The following is a 19,650-nucleotide window of genomic DNA, read 5'->3' on the forward strand; positions in this document are numbered from 1 at the left end:
CAACAGACACAACGACCCGAAAATCGGGAGGATTTTCAAATGGCTACAGTCAACATCCAGAATATCCAGAAGCGTTACGGCGCAGTGGAAATCATCCGCGATCTCAGCGTCGATATCGCCGATGGCGAGTTCGTCGTGCTGGTCGGCCCGTCCGGTTGCGGCAAGTCCACGCTGCTGCGCATGGTGGCCGGGCTGGAAGAGGTTACCGGCGGGGCGATCCGCATCGGACCGCGCGAGGTTTCACATCTTCCGCCACGCGACCGCGATATCGCCATGGTATTCCAGAACTACGCGCTTTATCCGCATATGACGGTGGCGGAAAACATGGCCTTCGCGTTGAAGCTCAAGAAGGCCGATGTCAACGAGACGCGCAAGAAGGTCGAAAATGCCGCCGGCATTCTCGGACTGGACAAGTTGCTCGACCGTTATCCGCGCCAGCTTTCGGGTGGCCAGCGCCAGCGTGTCGCCATGGGCCGCGCCTTGGTGCGCGATCCGCAGGTGTTTCTGTTCGACGAACCGCTTTCCAACCTCGACGCCAAGCTGCGCGTGCAGATGCGCGCCGAGATCAAGGCGCTGCACCAGCGCATCGGTACGACGATCATCTATGTCACCCACGACCAGATCGAGGCCATGACCATGGCCGACAAGATCGTCGTGTTGCAGGAAGGCAATATCGAGCAGGTCGGCGCGCCGCTCGATCTTTATGACCGTCCTGCCAACCTGTTCGTTGCCGGCTTCATCGGCTCGCCGTCGATGAATTTCATCGAAGGCAGGATCGAGGAAGGCGTGTTCCGCAGCGACAAGGGTCTCGTCCTGCCGCTGCCGACCACCACCGATCCGGCAAAGCTTGGTGGAAAGTCGCTGGTCTATGGCATTCGCCCGGAACATATCCGCGCCGATGCCGCCGGCAGCGTCAAGGGCCGCGTCGATATCGTCGAAGGCACCGGCTCGGAAATCTTCGCCCGCGTGGTCAGCCATGACGAGCAGATTTCCTGCCTGTTCCGCGAGCGTTTGAGCATCCATTTCGGCGATGACATCGGATTGTCCATCGACCCCGCCAAGGCACATCTGTTCGACAAGGCCAGCGGTCAGCGGCTCTGAGCCGTCCGGGGTAAGGCCCAACCGTCCTTCGGCCCGCCACAAGGGAGAGGGCTTAACCTAGCCGAGCCCTCTCAGGTGAATTGGGATGTGGGCGTTGTCGCAGGTTTTCTCCCCCCTTGTGGGGGAGATGGCCGGCAGGCCAGAAGGGGACTTTTTCAGCCCAATGTGCCCTATATTGAACTCGCCTCAATCTCATAGTGGATCGCACTGACATGACCTCATTCATTGGTATCGACGTTGGCAGCGGCAGCGCTCGCGCCGGCATTTTCGACGAGCGCGGCAAGCTTCTGGCTGCCAATTCTCAGGTGATCGCCACCGAGAGACCAAGGCAGGATTTCGTCAACCAATCCTCCCGCGATATCTGGGAGGCGATCTGCGCCTGCGTGAAAAAATCGATGGCGGATGCCAGGCTCTCGCCTTCCGATATCGCCGGCATCGGTTTTGATGCCACCTGCTCGCTGGTCGTGGTCGATGACAAGGGTGGGCCGGTAACCGTCAGCCCGGGCGGTGATGACGATTGGAACATCATCGTCTGGATGGATCATCGCGCCATTGGCGATGCCGACGAGATCAATGCGTTGAAAAGCCCGGTTCTCGATTATGTCGGCGGCGTCATCTCGCCCGAGATGGAAACGCCGAAACTGCGCTGGCTGAAGCGAGAGATGCCGCAAAGTTTTGCCCGCGCGAGCGTGTTTTTCGACCTGCCCGACTGGCTGGTTCACAAGGCAACCGGCAATGATATCCGTTCGCTCTGCAGCACGGTCTGCAAATGGACCTATCTCGGCCAGAACGGCTTGGCCGGCGAAGGTTGGGACAAGGCCTATTTCGAAACGGCCGGCATATCCGAGCTTGCCGCCGACAATTTCCGCGCCATCGGCAACCGGTTTGCAGCCCCCGGCGACAATGTCGGATCGTTGTCGGAGACGGCGGCGGCGGAACTGGGGCTTGCCCCCGGCATAGCGGTTGCCGCCAGCCTGATCGATGCCTATTCCGGCGCGCTCGGCACGATGGGCGTTGATCTCGGTGACGGGGCGCTCGATGCGCGGCTGGCGCTGATCGCCGGCACGTCTTCCTGCCACATCACCGTTAGCGAAAAACCGGCCTTCGTGCCCGGCGTCTGGGGTCCTTATTTTTCCGTTCTGCTGCCTGGTCTCTGGGCCAACGAGGCAGGCCAGTCGGCCGCCGGTGCGTTGATCGACCGGGTCATCGAAGGCCACGCCGCCATTTTTCAGGCCCGCGAGACTGCCAAGGCAGAAGGCATCTCCGTCTTCACCCTGTTCGACCGTCGTCTCGAAGCGATGGCGCATGACGGCGAAACGGCGACATTGACGAAATCGCGCCATGTGCAGCCTGATTTCCACGGCAACCGCTCGCCGCTCGCCGATCCGCTGCGCAAGGGCGGCATGACCGGCCTGTCGCTCGATCGCGGCCTGGACGATCTGGCGCTCGACTACCTCGCCACCTTGCAGGCGCTGGCCTACGGCACCCGCCACATCATCGCGGAAATGCGCGCCAACGGCGTCACCGTCGATACGCTGGTGGTGAGCGGCGGACTGGCGCAGAACAGGCTGTTCCTGCGCGAACATGCCGACGCGACCGGCTGCGCCATCGTCGTGCCGGACCAGCGCGAGCCGGTTCTGGTGGGTAGCGCCATGCTGGGTGCGGTCGCGAGCGGCCATTATGCCGACCTGCCTGCCGCGATGCGTGCCATGAGCGGCCCGGGCAGCCGGATCGCTCCGCGTGCAGGAGAGATCGCCGCCTATCACGACCGCAAATACCGCGTCTTCCGGCGCATGCAGGAGGACTTTGTTGCCTATGCCGAGCTGATGGCCGGCGCTTGAAGTTGATGTGAGGGAAGAGGATCATGACAAAAGAAATCGCACTTTTCGCCAGCGGCGACCTTCGCCTGTCCGCCAACCAGCAATGCTGGGCGACGCAGGACGCGATGGAAAAGAAGCTCGGCGAAGTGCTCGCCAGCCTTGGTTATACGGTGAAGCGTGCTCACGCTTACAAGCCGGAAGAAAGTCACGGTTTCCTGTCCTCGCAGCGCGAGGGCATGGATGCGTTTGCGAAGATCGATCCGAACGTGCCGGTCATCGTCGCCGAATCCGTGTGGCAATATTCGCATCACGTTCTGGCCGGTCTGACCAGCCACAAGGGACCGATCCTCACCGTCGCCAATTGGTCCGGCCAGTGGCCCGGTCTTGTCGGCCTGTTGAATCTCAACGGCTCGCTGACCAAGGCGGGCGTTACCTATTCCTCGCTGTGGAGCGAGACCTTCGACGACGACTTTTTCCATAGCGGTCTTGCGCAGTGGCTGTCGGTAGGCACGATCGATCACGACACCAGCCATGTGACGCCGTTCAAGGCCGGCAATGTGCCGCAGGATTTGCAGGACCTGGCAAAGGAGATTGCCACCGATTTCCGCACCAACAAGGTCATCCTCGGCATTTTCGACGAGGGCTGCATGGGCATGTATAATGCAATCGTGCCGGATGAGCTGCTGATGCCGCTCGGCATCTTCAAGGAGCGCCTGTCGCAGTCGGCGCTTTATTACGCCACCAATCAGGTGCCGGTGGAGGAAGGCCGCGCCGTCTATCAGGACCTGCTCGCCAAGGGCATGAAGTTCCATCTCGGAACCGATCCGAAGCAGGAACTGACCGAGGATCAGGTCATCGACCAGTGCCGCATGTATATCGCGGCCGTGCGCATCGCCGAGGATTTCGGCTGCGAGGCGATCGGCATCCAGTACCAGCAGGGCCTCAAGGACCTTCTGCCGGCATCGGATCTGGTGGAAGGTATCCTCAACGACGATGGCCGCCCGGATGTCAAAGGCCGCGACGGCAAGGTCATCCGGCAGGGCAAGGCGATCGTGCATTTCAACGAGGTGGACGAATGCGCCGGCCTCGACGGGCTGATGACCAACCGCCTGCACCGCGCACTCGGCCAGCCGGTCGAAAACACCCTGCATGACCTGCGCTGGGGCGGCGTCGATCCGACCGGATCGGTCGATGGTTTCGTCTGGGTGTTCGAGATCTCCGGTGCAGCCCCGCCGGCACATCATGAGGGTGGCTGGGCCGGATCCGACAGCCTGCGCCAGCCGCCGATGTTCTTCCCCGCAGGCGGCGGCACGCTGCGCGGTATCGCCCGGCCGGGCGAGATCGTTTGGTCGCGCATTTTCGTCGAGGACAACCGGCTGAAGATGGATATCGGCCGCGGTCAGGCCGTATCATTGCCGAAGGAAGAGACCGAGCGCCGGTGGAAATCGACCAACGAACAATGGCCGATGATGCATGCGGTGCTGACCGGCGTTTCCCGCGATCAGATGATGGCGCGCCACAAGGCCAATCACATCCAGGTCGTTTACGCCAATTCGGCGGCGGAAGCCGACCGCGCAGCACTCGCCAAGGCGGCACTTGCGGCGGAACTCGGGCTTGAGGTGAATTTCTGCGGCATCGATCTCGGCTAGGACCGGATGGTGCCCGGTCGAGCGAGTGACCGGTTGAAACAGTTGTGGCAACGATCATCTCGTTGCCACACACATCTCATGAACGTCTTAGAAACGAGCCGATCGCCAGCTTAAACGCCGGCGATTGCGTGCAGCCAGCCATGGCTGTCATTGGTCTGGCCGCGCTGGATATCCACCAGCGCCTGACGCAGCTTGGTCGTCGTCACGCCTGTGCCGCCATCGGCGATGTCGAACTCGCCGGACGGGAACTTGACCGTGCCGATGGCCGCAACGACGGCTGCCGTGCCGCAGGCAAAGGCTTCCTTGAGCTTGCCGCTCTTGGCGTCCTTCTGCCACTGTTCGAAGGAATAGAGTTCTTCCTTCACCGTCATGCCCTGCTCGCGGGCAAGATCGATCAGCGACTTGCGGGTGATGCCGGGCAGGATCGTGCCGCTCAGCGGCGGGGTGACGATCGTGCCGTCATCCATGACGAAAAACACGTTCATGCCGCCCAGTTCTTCGACCCAGCGATGCTCGGCGGCATCGAGGAAGACGACCTGGTCGCAGCCTTGCGCGCTTGCTTCCTTCTGGGCAATGAGGCTCGCCGCATAGTTGCCGCCGCATTTGGCAGCACCGGTGCCGCCTGGGGCCGCCCGCGTGTAGTTTTCGGAAAGCCAGATCTTCACCGGCTTGGCGCCGCCCTTGAAATAGGGGCCGACCGGCGAGGCGATGACGCAGAAGATATATTCCTTCGACGGGCGAACGCCGAGGAAGTTTTCGCAGGCAAACATGAAGGGGCGTAGGTAAAGGCTGCCTTCGCCCTGTGGGATCCATTTCGCATCGGCCTGCACGAGCTTTTCGACGGCGGCGAGGAAATCGGCTTCCGGCAGTTCCGGCATCGCCATGCGACGGGCCGATTCATTGAAGCGGCTGGCATTCTGGTCCGGGCGGAACAGCACGGCGCGGCCGTCTGCGGCGCGATAGGCCTTCATGCCCTCGAAGATTTCCTGGGCGTAATGCAGCACGCTGGATGCCGGATCGATCGGGAAAGGCGCGCGTGCGGTGATCTCGGCGGAGTGCCAGCCCTTGTCGGCGCTCCAGCGCACGACGGCCATGTGATCGGAGAAAAGCGTACCGAAGCCGAGGCTTTCGAAAGCCGTGAGCCTGTCGGCTTCCGGCATGGGATTGGCATTCGGCTTGATGTCGAATTTAAGAGTAGCTGTATCGGAGGGCATGAGAAGGTCTTTGTTCCAGGTGGTGTGTCCGGGCGGCAACTTGCGCCTTTGCACCATATCTTTCAAGACGGTGAAGGGCGCAAGCGGTACGTTTCCCGGACGGGCAGCCTACCCGAACTCAGCCGAAAGGCTTTTCGATCGACTGTGCGGGTTCGGTGAAGAACACCGGACCTTCTTCCGACATGTAGATGATGTCTTCCAGCCGCACGCCGCATTCGCCGTAGATGGCAAGCATCGGCTCGTCGGAAAACACCATGCCCGGCTCAAGCGGCGTCTTGTTGCCGCGCACGATGAACGGGTCCTCATGCATGTCCATGCCGAGCCCATGGCCGGTGCGGTGCGGCAGGCCGGGAACCTGGTAGTCCGGGCCGAAACCGGCGTCGGTCAGCACCTTGCGGGCGGCGAAATCCACCTCTTCGCAAGGCGTGCCGAGCTGGGCTGCATCGAAGGCGGCGCGATGGGCCTGCTGTTCCAGCGTCCAGACCTGCCGCTGACGATCGGTCGGTTCGCCAAACACATAGGTGCGCGTGATATCCGAGTTGTAGCGGTGGATATGGGCGCCGAGATCGATCAGCACCATGTCGCCCTTTTTCAAGGTTTGCGGGTAAGGCACGCCGTGCGGATAGGCGGTCGCCTCGCCGAATTGTGCCGCGGCGAAGATATGATGCATGCCGAGCTTCGCATGGGCTGCCGCGATGAAGCCGGTGACTTCGGTGGTCGAGACGCCTTCATAAAGACCTTCCCAGACGGCCTTGTGGACACCGAGGCTTGCGGTCATCGCTGCCTGGATGATGGCGATTTCGGTTTTAGACTTGATCTGCCGGCACTGGGCGATCAGCTCCTTGGCGCCGATGACCTTGAGGCGGGCACCGATATGCGCGGTGATCGGGCTCGAAAAGACGAAGGGCGTTGCGGGGTCGAAGGCCAGCGTGTCGCCGTCGGCGACAAGATCGCAAACGAGGTTGGCGACCAGAAGCGCCGGATCCTCATGCTCTTCCCATACGGCAATCTCGCCCTCGACGACGATCAGCGTGAGCGTCTTCGGTTCCTCGAAGGCAGGGCTGATATAGATCGGCGCACCGGAAGAGGGGATGATGGCGCCATGCAGGCGCTCGCTGGCGCCGAGCGTCATGGCGGTGAAATAGGTGAGGCTTGTCGAGGTGTCGAGATAGACGGCCTTGACGCCCGAAGCCTTCATCAGGCCCTGCAGCTTGGCGATGCGCGCGTTCAGTTCGTCGATGGAGATCGGCTGGATAGTGGCGGCGATGTTTTCGAATTCGGACAGCGACTGTTCGAACGACTTGTATGCGGGGGCACTCATGCTTCTGTTCCTGTGCGTGGCACGTGAGGATGTGACCGGTTTTATTCCGAATAATTGTAGCGCTTGGCAATGAACATGCTGCTGGCGACGGTGAGCACCAGTGTCACAGCCATCAGGATGAAGGACAGCGTTGCACCGAACGGCCAGTTGGCCTTGCCGAGAACTTCATCGACCACCATCGGCGCCATCATGTGGAAGGACGGGCCGCCGAGCAGGACGGGTGTCGCATAGGCGTTCATGGTGAGGATGAAGGAGAGCACGAAGGCGGCCAGAATGCCGGGCATGGCAAGCGGCACGGTGACCAGCCGGAAAGTCTCGAACGGACCGGCGCCGAGACTGAGCGACGCATCCTTGGTATTCTGGTCCAGGCCTTCCAGCACGCTTTGCAGCGTCAGCACGACGTAAGGCAGGTTGACGGAAATGATGCCGATAAAGACGGCGGTCGGCGTATACATCAGCGTCAGCGGCGCATTGATCAGGCCGGTGCTGGTAAGGAAATAATTGACGACGCCGTTCTGGCCGAAGGCGACCATCCATCCGGCGGCGCGCACGGCATTGCTGACGAACAGCGGCAGGATGATCATCATCAGAAGCAGCGTCTTGATGTAGCCCTTCTGGCGGGCGATGAAACCGGCAAGTGGCAGGCCGAGCACGATACAGGCGATCGTCACCCCGAAGGCCATCAGGATCGTCGTCTTGAGGCCGGCAAGATAATAGCTGTCGGTTAGCAGCGAGACGTAATTCTCGACCGTCATGCCCGGCACCATGAATTCGCCCGGCACGTAGCGATTGAAGCTGTAGCGCAGCAAAAGCAGCATCGGCAGAACCAGAAACACCACGACCATCAGCGTGGCGGGGGTCAAAAGGCCAGCTGCCGTCGTTCCCTTCTTGATCATGTTGTCTGCCGTTCCTTGGTTATGCCGGGTCGGGACGCCGGCCGGGATAAACCCGGCCAGCCGTTTTGTTCAAGTCGTGGAAATCAGCCCTTGAAGGACTTGTTCCACCAATCCTGAAGGGCACCGTCGTTCTTCGCCAGATACTCCATGTTCTGGACGAGGAAGCCCTTCTGCTGTTCAGGCGTATAGTCGACCACCTTGGCAAGGTCGGCATCGAGCTTGACCGTCGTATTGGTCGGCGCATAGCCCATCGTCGCGGCAAATGCCTTCTGCGGCGCAGGTTCCATCATCGCGTTCAGATAGGCGTAGGCGGCTTCCTTGTTGGGAGCGTTCTTCGGTACGCACATTTCCGACACGTAGAGAACGAGGCCTTCCTTCGGCACGGCGATCTCGACATTGATGCCGGCCTTTTTCCACATGTAGCCGCGGGCATTCCACATGATGCACATGACGCATTCTTCCGTCTGCATCGCCTGTGCCATGGCTTCGTTGGTCGGGTAGATCTTAACGCCCTGCTTCTTCAATTCGAGCAGCTTTTCCTTGCCCGGCTCGTAATTGTCGAGCGCGCCGCCGGAAATCATCGCAGCCGATTCGATGGTCGTCTGGTACTGGATGTCGATGACGCCGATCTTGCCGGCATATTGCGGATCCCACAGGTCCTTGTAGGAGGTCGGCGCCGTCTTGACGAATTTCGGATTATAGAGGATCACGCGGCCGGTATAGATATGTGGCGCGCCGTAATTGTTGCGCAGTGCTGCCGGCACATATTTCAGGTTCGGCACCTTGGTCTCGTCGAGTTCCTCGAGCAGGCCGTTCTTGTTCATCTCGTAGGCGCCCTGACCGGTCAGGCAGGCGATGTCCATCGTGCCGCGCGGCAGACGGCGTTCGGCGAGCATCTTGGTCTTGCGCACCGTGTCGTTGGCCGTGTCGAACACGACATTGATGCCGGCGTCCTTCATCAGCGTGTCGACGATGAACTGCTGCTGCAGGTTCTGGTAGTCGCCGCCCCAGGTGCCGACGACGACGCGGCCGGATGGAGCCGCGCGTGCGCTGGTGGAAAGCGCAGTGCTTGCCACCAGCGCGCCGGCCATCAGGCCGAATTGTCTTCTGTTGATACCATTCGTCATGCTGTTCCCTTTCTCGATTATTCGGTCGTTTACATCAGAACTGCGGATTCAGGCGTGAAGGAGAGGTGGAATCGGCTTCCGGCTTCTGCCGAAATGCCTCTGTCCTTCAGGTGCTTGACGGTGGTGATGACGGTGACGCTGTCACCGCCCGGAAGCGTTGCGACGATCTCGATATTGCCGCCGAGGAAGACGCTGCTGGCAATCTCGGCCTCGAAGCAGTTCACCGCCTCGGTTGCTGCGGGCGACAGTTCGATCATTTCGGGCCGGATCATGATTTCGCCATGGCTGCCCGAAGCGGCCTCGGTCTCGATCCGAAGGCCTGTCTTCGTCTTGAAGATCGACTGGCCGGCGGAAATCTCGCCCTCGAGGAAATTGGTGCGGCCGATGAAGGAAGCGACGAAACGATTGGCCGGGTGGTTGTAGAGCTCGGTCGGTGTGCCGATCTGCTGGATCTTGCCTTCCTGCATGACCACAAGACGGTCGCCGACATACATCGCCTCGTCCTGGTCGTGGGTGACCATCACGGTGGTGATCCCCAGTTTCTGCTGCAGGGCGCGCAATTCGTCGCGCACCTGAAGGCGCAGCTTGGCGTCGAGGTTCGAGAGCGGTTCGTCGAGAAGCAGGATATCGGGGCGGATGGCGAGCGCACGGGCAATTGCCACGCGCTGCTGCTGGCCGCCGGACATCTGCTTCGGATAGCGGTCCTCGAGATGGCCGAGCCGGACCAGTTCCAAGGCCTCTGCAACCCGCGTCTTGATCTCGGCTTCGGCAAGCTTGCGGCGACGAAGGCCGAAGGCGACATTTTCGAAGATCGTCAGATGCGGGAAGAGGGCATAGTTCTGGAAGACGAGGCCGATATTGCGCCGGTAAGGAGGTTCGGTTGTGATATCGCGGGCGCCGATGCCGAGCTTGCCTTCATTGGGCTCGATAAAGCCGGCAAGCATGCGCAGCGTCGTTGTCTTGCCGCAGCCGGAAGGCCCGAGAAGGATGAGAAACTCGCCGTCCTTGACGTCGAGGTTCATGTTGTCGACGGCAACGAAATCACCATAGACCTTGCGCAGGTTTTCGATCGTGACAGTTGCCATGTTCAAACCATCCTGGAGAGATTGACGAAACGATTGGTGATGACGAGCGCCAGGCCGATGATCGCGACCTGCATCACCGAGGCAGCGGCGATCGTCGGATCGATCTTCCACTGGAGATATTGGAGGATCGCCACCGGCAGGGTGACCTGGCCCGGCGTCGAGAGGAACATCGACACTTCGAGATTGCCGAAGGAAACGACGAAGCTGAAGATCGCGGCAGCAACGATGCCGGGGCGGATCAGGGGCAGCGTCACTTTCCAGATCACCGTGAAGGGCGCTGCACCGAGGCTTGCCGCCGCTTCCTCGACTACCTCGTTGAGGCCGGCGAGATTGGCGGTGAGCAGCCGCACACACCACGGAATGGTCAGGAGCACATGGCCGGCGATAAAGCCGGTGGTCGAACCGGTTGCCGGGATACCGGTGCGGACTTCCAGCTCGACCAGCGTCATGTAGAGCGACGCGCCGATGACGATCGCCGGAACGATCAGCGGCGACATCAACAGTTGCATGATGGCGTTGCGGCCGATGAAGCGCTTGCGCACCAGCACGATCGACGCCGGAATGGTGACCAGCATGCCGATCGCCGTTGCGCCGATCGCCACCATGGCACTCAGATAGAAGCCGTCGATGAACTGGGGCTGGCGCCAGACCTCGGCGAACCAGCGGAGCGAATACCCCTCCGCCGGCAGCGACAGGATACTGTTGGAAATGACCGACAGCCAGAACACCAGAATGAGCGGCAGAACGCACAGGGCGAGGCCGACGACATTGAGAACACCGACCGACAAGCGGCCGAGGCGTTCGGAGAAAGTCTTGCCTTCCACCATATGCACGTCCTTTGCGATCAGGCTGCCAGTTCGTTCTTGTAGAAGCGGCCGCCCTTCATGATGGCCTTGATCTTGTCGTGCTGTTCGAGCACGCCGATCTCTTCCAGCGGGTTGCCATCGACAACGATCAGGTCGGCGAAGGAACCGGCGGAAAGTTCACCGATCTTGCCTTCCATGCGGCACAGCTTGGCCGAAATGAGCGTGGCGGATTCGATGATGTCGGCCGCCGGCAAAACCTTGTTGCGGGTCGAAAACTCGATCGACTGGTACTTGTGCAGCTGGCCGAGCAGGTCGGAACCGTAAGCCATCTGAACGCCGGCATCATGCAGGATCTTCAAGGAGCGCAGCCCGCCGGTGCGAACGGTCTCGATCTTGGCGACAGAGTCAGGCTTCAAGCCGAAAGCCTCGCCTTCCATGGCAAGCCCTTCGTAAGCGGCAAGCGTCGGGCAGGCGATGGCGCCCTTCTTGGCGGCAAGCTCGGCTGTTTCCTTTTCGATCAGGTTGCAGTGTTCCAGCGAATGGACGCCGCATTCGACCGCACGGCGGATCGCCTCGTCGGTATAGACATGGGCCGACACATAGGTGCCGACATTGTTGGCTTCCTCGACGACCGCAATGATTTCCTCGCGCGAGAACTGCAGGACGTGGATCGGATCGGTCGGCGAGGCGACGCCGCCATTGGCCATGATCTTGATGAATTCGGCGCCGTTGCGGATCTCTTCGCGAGCGCCGCGACGGACTTCGTCGACGCCGTTGCAGATACGGCCGAGCGCGCCGAGGCTTGCCTCATGCAGCGGCCGATTGTCGAAACGGGTGCGGTAATCGGTGTGGCCGCCGGTCTGGCCGAGCGCCTTGCCGCAGATAACGAGGCGCGGACCGTCGATCAGGCCTTCTTCGACCGCGAGCTTCAAGCCGAGATCGGCGCCGGCAAGATCGCGCACGGTGGTGAACCCGCGCATCAGCATGCCGTTCATGATCTTCGAGGTCCGTAGCGCTACAAGCGAGGACGGCAGTTCGGCATTGGCGGCAAGATCGACCAGCGTGGCGACGACATGCACATGGGCGTCAACCAGGCCCGGCATCAGCGTCTTGCCCTTGAGGTCGATCTTTTCGGCCGTTGAGCCGGTGATCGGCTTGTCGGAGACTTCGCGCACGATGTCGTCTTCGATCAGAACTTCAATACCGCCGACCATCGTCTTGGTCTTGACGTCGAGGAATTGGCCGCCGGTGAAAATAGTCTGTGTCATCAAGAACTCCCAGTTCTAAACCGTCTGCAACTGCCGGAAATCCGGCGGAAAAATGGTCCGGGCAAAGCTTCGCCGTCACCGAAATCCGCAATATGCGGCGCCCGGTCCCGTGCTTGCCCTGTCGATTTCCGCTGCCATTGACCGCGTGGTTGGTGCGGCCTGACATCGTTCCCCTGCTTTTTGTTAAGCTGATAATACAAATTGTCGACATGACCGCAATAGAGATTTTGACGATCATTTGTTTTCGATCAACCGCCTGCTGGTTGCATGCTTGCCCACTCTCCAGGCAGGGGCGCACGTATATGGCATGCGGCACGCTCCCGGCGTCCGACAGCAACGAGTGCGGGCGGCCTGTTACGGCAGATGTCCTCGGCCAGCGGACAGCGGGTGACGAAGGAACAGCCTGCCGGGGGATTGGCCGGGCTCGGCAGATCGCCGGACAGCACGATCCGTTTGCGGGCCCGTTGGGCGACCGGGTCGGGCAGCGGCACAGCGGAAAGAAGCGCTTCGGTATAGGGGTGCACCGGCCGTGCAAAAACCGCATCGGTCGGACCGGTCTCGACCAGCTTGCCGAGATACATGACCGCTACACGATCGGCGAAATGGCGCACGACGGAAAGATCATGGCTGATGAACAGGTAAGAAAGGCCGAAACGCTTTTGCAGGTCGAGAAGCAGGTTGAGGATCTGCGAGCGGATGGAAACGTCGAGCGCCGATACCGGCTCGTCGAGGATGAGCAGTTTCGGCTGCAGCGCGAGAGCCCGCGCGATGACGATGCGCTGGCGCTGGCCGCCGGAAAAGGCGTTGGGCCGGCGTTCGGCATGCTGTGGATGCAGGCCGACAAGTGCGAGCAGTTCCGCTACCCGTTCTGCACGGGCCTTGGCATCGCCGATGCCGTGGATGGCGAGCGGCTCGGCGATGCTGTCGCCGATCGACATTTTCGGATTGAGTGCTGCGACGGGATCCTGGAAAACGGTCTGGATGTCACGCGACAACCGGCGGCGGGTCTCGTGCTCGCCATGCCGCACCTCGGCGCCGGCAAAGGATATCATGCCCGAAGTCGGGATCTGCATGCCGAGCACGGCCGCCCCGAGCGTCGACTTTCCACAACCGCTCTCGCCGACAAGCGCAAGGCTTTCGCCTGCAGCAATATCGAAATCAACCCCGTCCACCGCCTTCACATAACGGACATCGCCGCCGAACAGGCCTTTGCGGATAGGGAAATGGACCTTCAGGTCGCGAACGGAAAGCAGGGTCTGCATCAGGCCAGTTCCTCCACGCGGTCGCTATGCCAGCAGGCGGCACGGCCTGAATCGGGACGCGGTGAAAGGGCCGGCTGTTCGCGCAGACACCTGTCGCCGGCCACCGGACAGCGGGGATTGAAACGACAGCCGGGCGGCCAGGCACCGATATCGGGAACCATGCCCTCGATCACCGGCAGGTCGGTCTTCGGCGGCCCGTCTAGGCGTGGAATGGTCGATAGAAGCAACCTCGTATAGGGGTGGCGCTGGCTGGCGAAAATGTCATCGACGGGTGCTTCTTCGATGATGCGGCCGGAATACATCACGGCAACCCGGTCGGCCATGTCGGCGACCACGCCCATATCGTGGGTGATCAGCAGGATCGCCGTGCGGGTCTCGTCGCGCAGCCGTTTCATCAGCTCGAGGATCTGCGCCTGGATCGTCACGTCGAGTGCGGTCGTCGGTTCGTCGGCGATCAGCAGCTTCGGTCGACAGATCAGCGCCATGGCGATCATCGCCCGCTGGCACATGCCGCCGGAGAGTTCGAACGGATGCTGCCGGTAACGCAGCTGCGGCTCGGGAATGCCGACCTCCGCCAGCATGTCGATAGCGGCGGCCCGTGCCTTGCCGGCCGATACGCCGCGGTGGACGATCAGGCTTTCCTCGATCTGCCGCCCGATCGGCATCAGCGGGTTGAGCGAGGCGATCGGCTCCTGGAAGATCATCGCCAGTTCGGCGCCGCGCAACTGCCGCCGCCGCTCTTCGGCTATGCTGACGAGATCGGACCCGCCAAGCATGACCTTGCCGCCATCGATCCGCGCCACTTTCGGAAGCAGCCCCATGATCGCGAATGCGGTCATCGACTTGCCGCAACCGGACTCACCCACCAGCGACAAAATTTCGCCGGCCTGGATCGAGAGCGAAACCCCGTCGACAACAGTATTGCCCCGGATCGACACCGAAAGATCGCTGACTGCAAGCACAGGTCCCGTCATCGTATCTCCATGGCAGTCGCGGCCCAGGGGTGGTTCGGATGCGCCATGCCGACAAACTCGTCGCCGTCGCGCATCACTGCCGATGGAATGGCAAAATTGACGGGATAAAGCGTATCCTCGACGATTTCGACAGGGAATTCGGCGGAAAGCCGGCTGGCGACATCGGCGCGGGCTCGGCGATCGACCATGATCGTGACTCCGCTTGCATCGATGCGCGGGCTGGTAAAGGCGTCTTCGAGCGACAGACCGAAACCGGCGACATAGGAGAGGATCTGGACCACGGCCGGCATGATCTGCCGTCCGCCGGCCGCGCCGAGCGCCAGGAACGGCTTGCCCTCCCGGGTGGCGATGATCGGGCACATATTGGCAAGCGGGCGCACACCGGGCGCAATCGAATTCGGCTGTCCGCGGCGTGGATCGAACCACATCATGCCGTTGTTCATCAGGAAGCCGGTCTGCGGCAGCACCACTTTCGAGCCGAAGCGGGACAGCAACGTATTGGTCAGCGAGACCATCGTGCCGGTCGAATCGACGACGCTGACATGAGTTGTGCAGCTGCCGGCACCGGCATGGCCAAGGCTGCGAAGTCTGTGTTCGGAGGCACGCCGCAGAGCGCGGGCGAAGGCGAGCGAACTCTTGCCGGAAAACGCATCGTCGGATGGCAGCGTCTTGTCGAGTTCGGCAATCGCTTCGATCATTGTCGGGCCACCCGAAAGCCCACCCATCGCGTGAATGTCGAGACCGCGATAGCCATGCTTCAGCGGTTCGATCCAGCGGGGGCGGTAATCGCCAAGGTCCTGCGCATCGATCCGCGAGCCGCCGGCCTTCAGGTCTTCGACGATCTTTGCAGCCGTCTCGCCCTCGTAGAAGTCGCGGGCGCCGGCTTTGGCGAGCCGCTCCAGCATCGCCGCCTTCCGAGGCATCGGAAGATTGGCCTGCATGCCGCGCTCTGGCGCCCGTGGCGGGCGGCCGTCGACAAGGAAGATTGCCGAGGATGCCGGGAACCGCGCCAGGCCGGCCGCATCGATCGCCAGCGCCAGCACGGTAAACCAGTCGAGTTCGGTGCCGCGACGCGCATGTTCGATCGCCGGCTGGAGTGCGTCCTCCCATGTCAGCGTGCCGAATTTTTCGAGCGCCTCGGCAAAGCCGGCAATGGCGCCGGGTGTGCAGATCGACGAATAGCCGATGAGGTTGCGGTCGCCGGCAACCGACGGCCAGTCGAACCAGTCTCCATCGCGGCCGGCAGCCAGCGGATAATCGTCAGGATCGAGTGCGCGGGGCGACAGGACGTTGAAATCGAGCGCATCGACCGCACCGGTGGCGCCATCGGCCCGTAGCATGAAACCGCCGCCGCCTATGCCCGACAGCCAGGGTTCGACGACGCTGAGCACCAGCGCCGTGACGACGGCTGCATCGACGGCATTGCCGCCACGCGACAGCACCGCAGCACCGGCTTCGGCGGCGAGGCGGTTCTGGCAGGCGACCAGTCCGTTGCGGCTACGGGTCTCGCCCTTGCGGATAATCCAACTCTCGTTCATGCGTTCTTTCCATATCGCCGCGGGCCGATTGCCTGCGGTATTCTCGCGTCGACGGCGAAGCGGTTGCGGTTGGCCGACGCCTGGTGGAAGCTGGCGATTTCATCTGCGGTCGCCACCCAGGCAGCAGGTTCTGCCGCTATTTCGCCCAGCAGTTCCTCGAGCAGCGCGATGCGTTGGGCGCGGCCGGAGATCCAGTCATGCACGGTGAGCGTGAACAACCCGCCGAAGCGATGCAGCATGCGCCATTCCGACTTCCAGTCTTCCAGCACCGTCCGGCCGGATTGCATCGGGAAACGGTCGCGGCCGCCGCCCTCGAACTTGAAGAATATCGCGTCGTCGGTTGCCCACTGGACGGGAATTTCCGTGATCCCTCCGATCTCGTAGGGATGATCGAAACCGGATAGCGAACTGTCGTAGACAAGCCCGAGCCGGCGGATTTCCGATAACATATGCGGCGTCATTTCCCAGGCGGGTGAGCGAAAGCCGCTCGGGCGCCTGCCGGTCTGCCGGATAAACAGATCGAGGCTCGCCTCGATGGCGCCGGTAAATTCCGCGTCGGAAATCTCCGAGACGATCTCATGGAAATAACCGTGCAGGCCGATTTCGTGCCCGGCATCAAGGAGTGCCGGAAGCATGTCGGGGTTCTGTTCGGCGACATGACCGGGCACATAGAAACTTGCCTTGAAGTCGAAGCGGGCAAACAGGTTAACCAGCCGCCACAGGCCCGTCCGCGGCCCGAAATTGCGGATCTCATGCGTTGCAAGCCTTTGCGGCGCATCATCTCCAAGCGACCAGAGGAATGGCGAATTGGCGTCGACATCGACGGATAGCAGCACGGCGGACTGTTTGCCCTCTGGCCATTGATAGGCGGGGAAGGGCGACAACGGAGCCGCAATGTCCGGTTTCGGGTCTGGCATCTCTATCGTCCTTGTGTGCTAAAGGGCCTTCTTCTTTTCCTGGAAGACCGCGAGAGAGCCGATCGAATTGCCGCCGTCGACGGCAAGGGTTGCACCGGTGATGTAGGCGGCAGCCGAAGACGACAGGAACAGAACCGCATTCGACACGTCCTCACTGCTCGACGCACGGCCAAGCGGAATGGCTTCGGTCACTGCCTTGACATGTTCCTTGCTCAATGCGCTGACGCTGCTGCCGGCGGCAAAACCCGGCTCGACGATATTGACGCGAATGCCGTATTCCGCGAGCTCGATGGCAAATCCCTTGGTCAGCCTGTCAAGCGCCGTCTTGGAGGTCGAATAGGTCACGGCGGTGCGGCGCATCTTGCGGGCGGCGCCCGAAGAGATATTGACGATCGAACCCTTGACCCCCTTGTCCACCATCTGCCGGGCAAAGAGTTTGGACAGATAGAAGGGGGCACGCAGGTTGACGCCCATGATCGCGTCGAAATCATCAATCCCGATGTCGAGCAGAAAGCCGGACGGATAGATGCCGGCGTTGTTGACCAGCACGTCGGGCGCACCCCAGCGGCCGGCGACCTCGCCGGCGAAACGCTCCATGTCGGGTGCACTCATCAGATTGGCGGCGATGCCGAAGGTCTTGCCACCAAAAGCGCTGACGGTTTCGGCCAGTGCCGCACCGCGATGGTCCGTCAGGCACAGTTCGGCGCCGGCGTCGGAAAATGCCTTGGCGATCCAGCCGCCGATAATGCCGCAGGCGCCGGTCACGATGACCTTCTTGCCGGCGAATTCGTCCTTGAAATCCATGTCGGGATTACCTTGCTTTGGGATCGAGGCGATCACGCACATGGTCGCCGATCAGGTTGATGGATAAAACGAGAAGAAACAGCGCAAGCCCGGGGAAGGTGGCGATCCACCAGGCGGTGGCGACATAATTGCGGCCGGTCGACAGCATCGCACCCCAGCTTGCAGTCGGCGGCTGCACCCCGAGGCCGAGGAAAGACAGCCCCGCCTCGAAAAGCACCATCAGGCCGAATTCCAGCGTTGCGACGACGACCAGGGAGCCGGCAATATTAGGCAGGATATGGCGTCCGAGAAGCCGCAGCCAGCCCGCACCCATGAACCGCGACAGCCGCACATAGGGCATGTTGGCGACCGACAGCGTCTGCCCGTAGGCGACACGCGCATAACGCGGCCAGCGGGTCAGGGCGAGCACGATCACCACGTTGATCAGGCCAGGCCCGAGTACAGCAACGGTGATGATGGCAAACAGGATCGCCGGCACCGAGAGGACGATATCGACCAACCGCATGATGACGATTTCCACCCAGCCGCGATAAAAGGCGGCGACCATGCCAAGCACGCTGCCGAGCGTTCCAGACAGGATGACCGAGGAAAAGGCGACGAGCAGCGAAATCCGTGCGCCATAGATCAGCCGGCTCAGCACGTCGCGCCCGAGTTCGTCTGAACCGAGGACATAGGTGACGCCGCGCGAAACGGTGCCCGGGGCCTTCAGCCGTGCCAGGAGGTTCTGCGCGTTCGGATCGACCGGCACGACGAGCGGCGCCGCGATCGCGAGCAGCAGCATCACGCCAACGATCAGCACGAAGGGCAGAACCGTCCAGGGCAGGTTTGCGATCCTTGCCGATACGGAAGGCGTTGCCGATTGCGGTTGTGCGCTCATGACCCCACCCCCATGCGGATCCGCGGATCGATCAGGCTGTAGAGCAGATCGGCGACAAGGTTGAGGCCGATCGCCGTCACCGCGCCGAGCAGCACCACGCCCTGCACCACCATGAAGTCGCGGGCGGTGATCGCCTGGATCGTCAGCTGCCCCAGGCCCGGCCAGGCAAAAACGGTTTCCACGATCACCGCGCCTGCCAGGAGATTGGCGATTTCCAGTGCCGACACCGTCACCACCGGGATCGAGGCGTTTCGCAGCAGGTGGCGGAAGATGATGCGGCGCATCGGCAGGCCTTTGGCGTGACCGGTGCGGACATAGTCCTTTTCCAGTTCATCGAGGACCGCGGTTCTTGCGACGCGGGCGAAGGTTGCCATCGACAGGAGGCCGAGCGCGATCGACGGCATGATGATGCTCGACGCCTGCCGGGCTCCCGATGGCGGTATCCAGCCGAGCCAGACGCCGAAGACCATGATCATCAGGATGGCGCTCCAGAAGGTCGGCATGGACTGGCCCGCCAGAACCAGCGCGGAGAGCAGCCGTGCAATGGGCCGGCCGCGGCGAACCGCAAGCGTGATGCCGACCGGAATGCCGATACCGAAGGCGACCACCAGCGCGCCGCCGGCAAGCATCAGCGTATAGGGCAGGCGGCTCCGGATCAGTTCGGCGACGGGAATGTTCTGCACGTAGCTTCGGCCGAAATCGAAGAGCATGAGATGGCCGAGATAGTCCAGATATTGCAGGGCGAGTGGCCGGTCGAAGCCGAGCGCAATCCTCATCTGGTCGATATCGGCCTTTGTGGCATCCATCGGCACGAGCAGCAGAACGGGATCGCCCGCCAGCCTTTGCAGGAAGAAGATCAGCGTCATCACGCCGAAAATGGCGATCAGTGCCTGGAAAAGGCGCTTGGCAAAGAAAATCGGCACTGTGTTTTCCGCAGCGTTGGAGGGCTGTGATCCGCGGCACGCGGATCACAGCCGGCTTCCATCAGTCG

At 61.9% G+C, this 19,650-nt stretch carries 17 protein-coding genes; 3 read left to right on the forward strand and 14 right to left on the reverse strand.

The window, feature by feature from the left end; translation table 11 throughout:
* Positions 1-39: 39 nt before the first annotated feature.
* The 3 genes from AC2GXZ_RS28100 (at position 40) to AC2GXZ_RS28110 (ending at position 4,570) form a co-directional block, all read left to right on the forward strand.
* A complete protein-coding gene (locus AC2GXZ_RS28100; protein WP_483762552.1) occupies positions 40-1,101 on the forward strand; it encodes an ABC transporter ATP-binding protein in 1,062 nt (353 codons plus the stop codon).
* A gap of 212 nt (positions 1,102-1,313) precedes the next feature.
* The gene (locus AC2GXZ_RS28105) at positions 1,314-2,942 is read left to right on the forward strand and encodes an FGGY-family carbohydrate kinase (protein WP_483762553.1); all 1,629 of its coding nucleotides are present in this window, start codon (positions 1,314-1,316) and stop codon (positions 2,940-2,942) included.
* Positions 2,943-2,965: 23 nt separating this feature from the next.
* Positions 2,966-4,570, forward strand: a complete 1,605-nt coding sequence (locus AC2GXZ_RS28110) for a fucose isomerase (RefSeq protein WP_483762554.1) — start codon at positions 2,966-2,968, stop codon at positions 4,568-4,570.
* 110 nt (positions 4,571-4,680) lie between these two features.
* Here the strand turns inward: AC2GXZ_RS28110 and AC2GXZ_RS28115 are convergent, their stop codons facing one another.
* The 14 genes from AC2GXZ_RS28115 to AC2GXZ_RS28180 form a co-directional block, all read right to left on the reverse strand.
* On the reverse strand, positions 4,681-5,784 hold the full coding sequence (locus tag AC2GXZ_RS28115) for a branched-chain amino acid aminotransferase (protein ID WP_483762555.1): 1,104 nt from the start codon (positions 5,782-5,784) through the stop codon (positions 4,681-4,683).
* A 118-nt stretch (positions 5,785-5,902) separates the two neighbouring features.
* Complete coding sequence (locus AC2GXZ_RS28120) at positions 5,903-7,105, reverse strand: M24 family metallopeptidase (protein ID WP_483762556.1); 1,203 nt, start codon at positions 7,103-7,105, stop codon at positions 5,903-5,905.
* Between the two features lie 41 nt (positions 7,106-7,146).
* Positions 7,147-8,001, reverse strand: coding sequence for an ABC transporter permease (locus AC2GXZ_RS28125; protein WP_483762557.1), 855 nt, complete (start codon positions 7,999-8,001; stop codon positions 7,147-7,149).
* Between the two features lie 83 nt (positions 8,002-8,084).
* Complete coding sequence (locus AC2GXZ_RS28130; protein ID WP_483762558.1) at positions 8,085-9,128, reverse strand: ABC transporter substrate-binding protein; 1,044 nt, start codon at positions 9,126-9,128, stop codon at positions 8,085-8,087.
* Between the two features lie 29 nt (positions 9,129-9,157).
* A complete protein-coding gene (locus tag AC2GXZ_RS28135; RefSeq protein ID WP_483762559.1) occupies positions 9,158-10,213 on the reverse strand; it encodes an ABC transporter ATP-binding protein in 1,056 nt (351 codons plus the stop codon).
* Positions 10,214-10,215: 2 nt separating this feature from the next.
* Positions 10,216-11,040 (reverse strand): ABC transporter permease, encoded by an 825-nt coding sequence (locus tag AC2GXZ_RS28140; RefSeq protein ID WP_483762560.1) that lies wholly within the window; start codon positions 11,038-11,040, stop codon positions 10,216-10,218.
* A gap of 17 nt (positions 11,041-11,057) precedes the next feature.
* On the reverse strand, positions 11,058-12,287 hold the full coding sequence (locus AC2GXZ_RS28145) for a metal-dependent hydrolase family protein (RefSeq protein WP_483762561.1): 1,230 nt from the start codon (positions 12,285-12,287) through the stop codon (positions 11,058-11,060).
* Between the two features lie 248 nt (positions 12,288-12,535).
* Positions 12,536-13,549 carry an ABC transporter ATP-binding protein gene (locus AC2GXZ_RS28150; protein ID WP_483762562.1) on the reverse strand — a complete coding sequence of 338 codons (1,014 nt, stop codon included), beginning with the start codon at positions 13,547-13,549 and terminating at the stop codon, positions 12,536-12,538.
* Entirely contained in the window at positions 13,549-14,523 is a 975-nt protein-coding gene (locus AC2GXZ_RS28155; protein WP_483762563.1) for an ABC transporter ATP-binding protein, read from the reverse strand. Before AC2GXZ_RS28155 ends, AC2GXZ_RS28150 begins: the two co-directional genes overlap by 1 nt.
* Positions 14,520-16,061, reverse strand: coding sequence for a gamma-glutamyltransferase family protein (locus AC2GXZ_RS28160; protein ID WP_483762564.1), 1,542 nt, complete (start codon positions 16,059-16,061; stop codon positions 14,520-14,522). Before AC2GXZ_RS28160 ends, AC2GXZ_RS28155 begins: the two co-directional genes overlap by 4 nt.
* Positions 16,058-16,978 (reverse strand): polysaccharide deacetylase family protein, encoded by a 921-nt coding sequence (locus AC2GXZ_RS28165; RefSeq protein WP_483762565.1) that lies wholly within the window; start codon positions 16,976-16,978, stop codon positions 16,058-16,060. The genes AC2GXZ_RS28160 and AC2GXZ_RS28165 overlap by 4 nt, the downstream gene beginning before the upstream one ends.
* 18 nt (positions 16,979-16,996) lie before the next feature.
* Entirely contained in the window at positions 16,997-17,782 is a 786-nt protein-coding gene (locus tag AC2GXZ_RS28170; protein WP_483762566.1) for an SDR family NAD(P)-dependent oxidoreductase, read from the reverse strand.
* Between the two features lie 7 nt (positions 17,783-17,789).
* The gene (locus tag AC2GXZ_RS28175) at positions 17,790-18,659 is read right to left on the reverse strand and encodes an ABC transporter permease (protein ID WP_483762567.1); all 870 of its coding nucleotides are present in this window, start codon (positions 18,657-18,659) and stop codon (positions 17,790-17,792) included.
* Positions 18,656-19,582, reverse strand: coding sequence for an ABC transporter permease (locus AC2GXZ_RS28180; RefSeq protein ID WP_483762568.1), 927 nt, complete (start codon positions 19,580-19,582; stop codon positions 18,656-18,658). The genes AC2GXZ_RS28175 and AC2GXZ_RS28180 overlap by 4 nt, the downstream gene beginning before the upstream one ends.
* Positions 19,583-19,650 lie beyond the last annotated feature (68 nt).

The organism is Aliirhizobium sp. YIM B11859, from assembly GCF_057163345.1.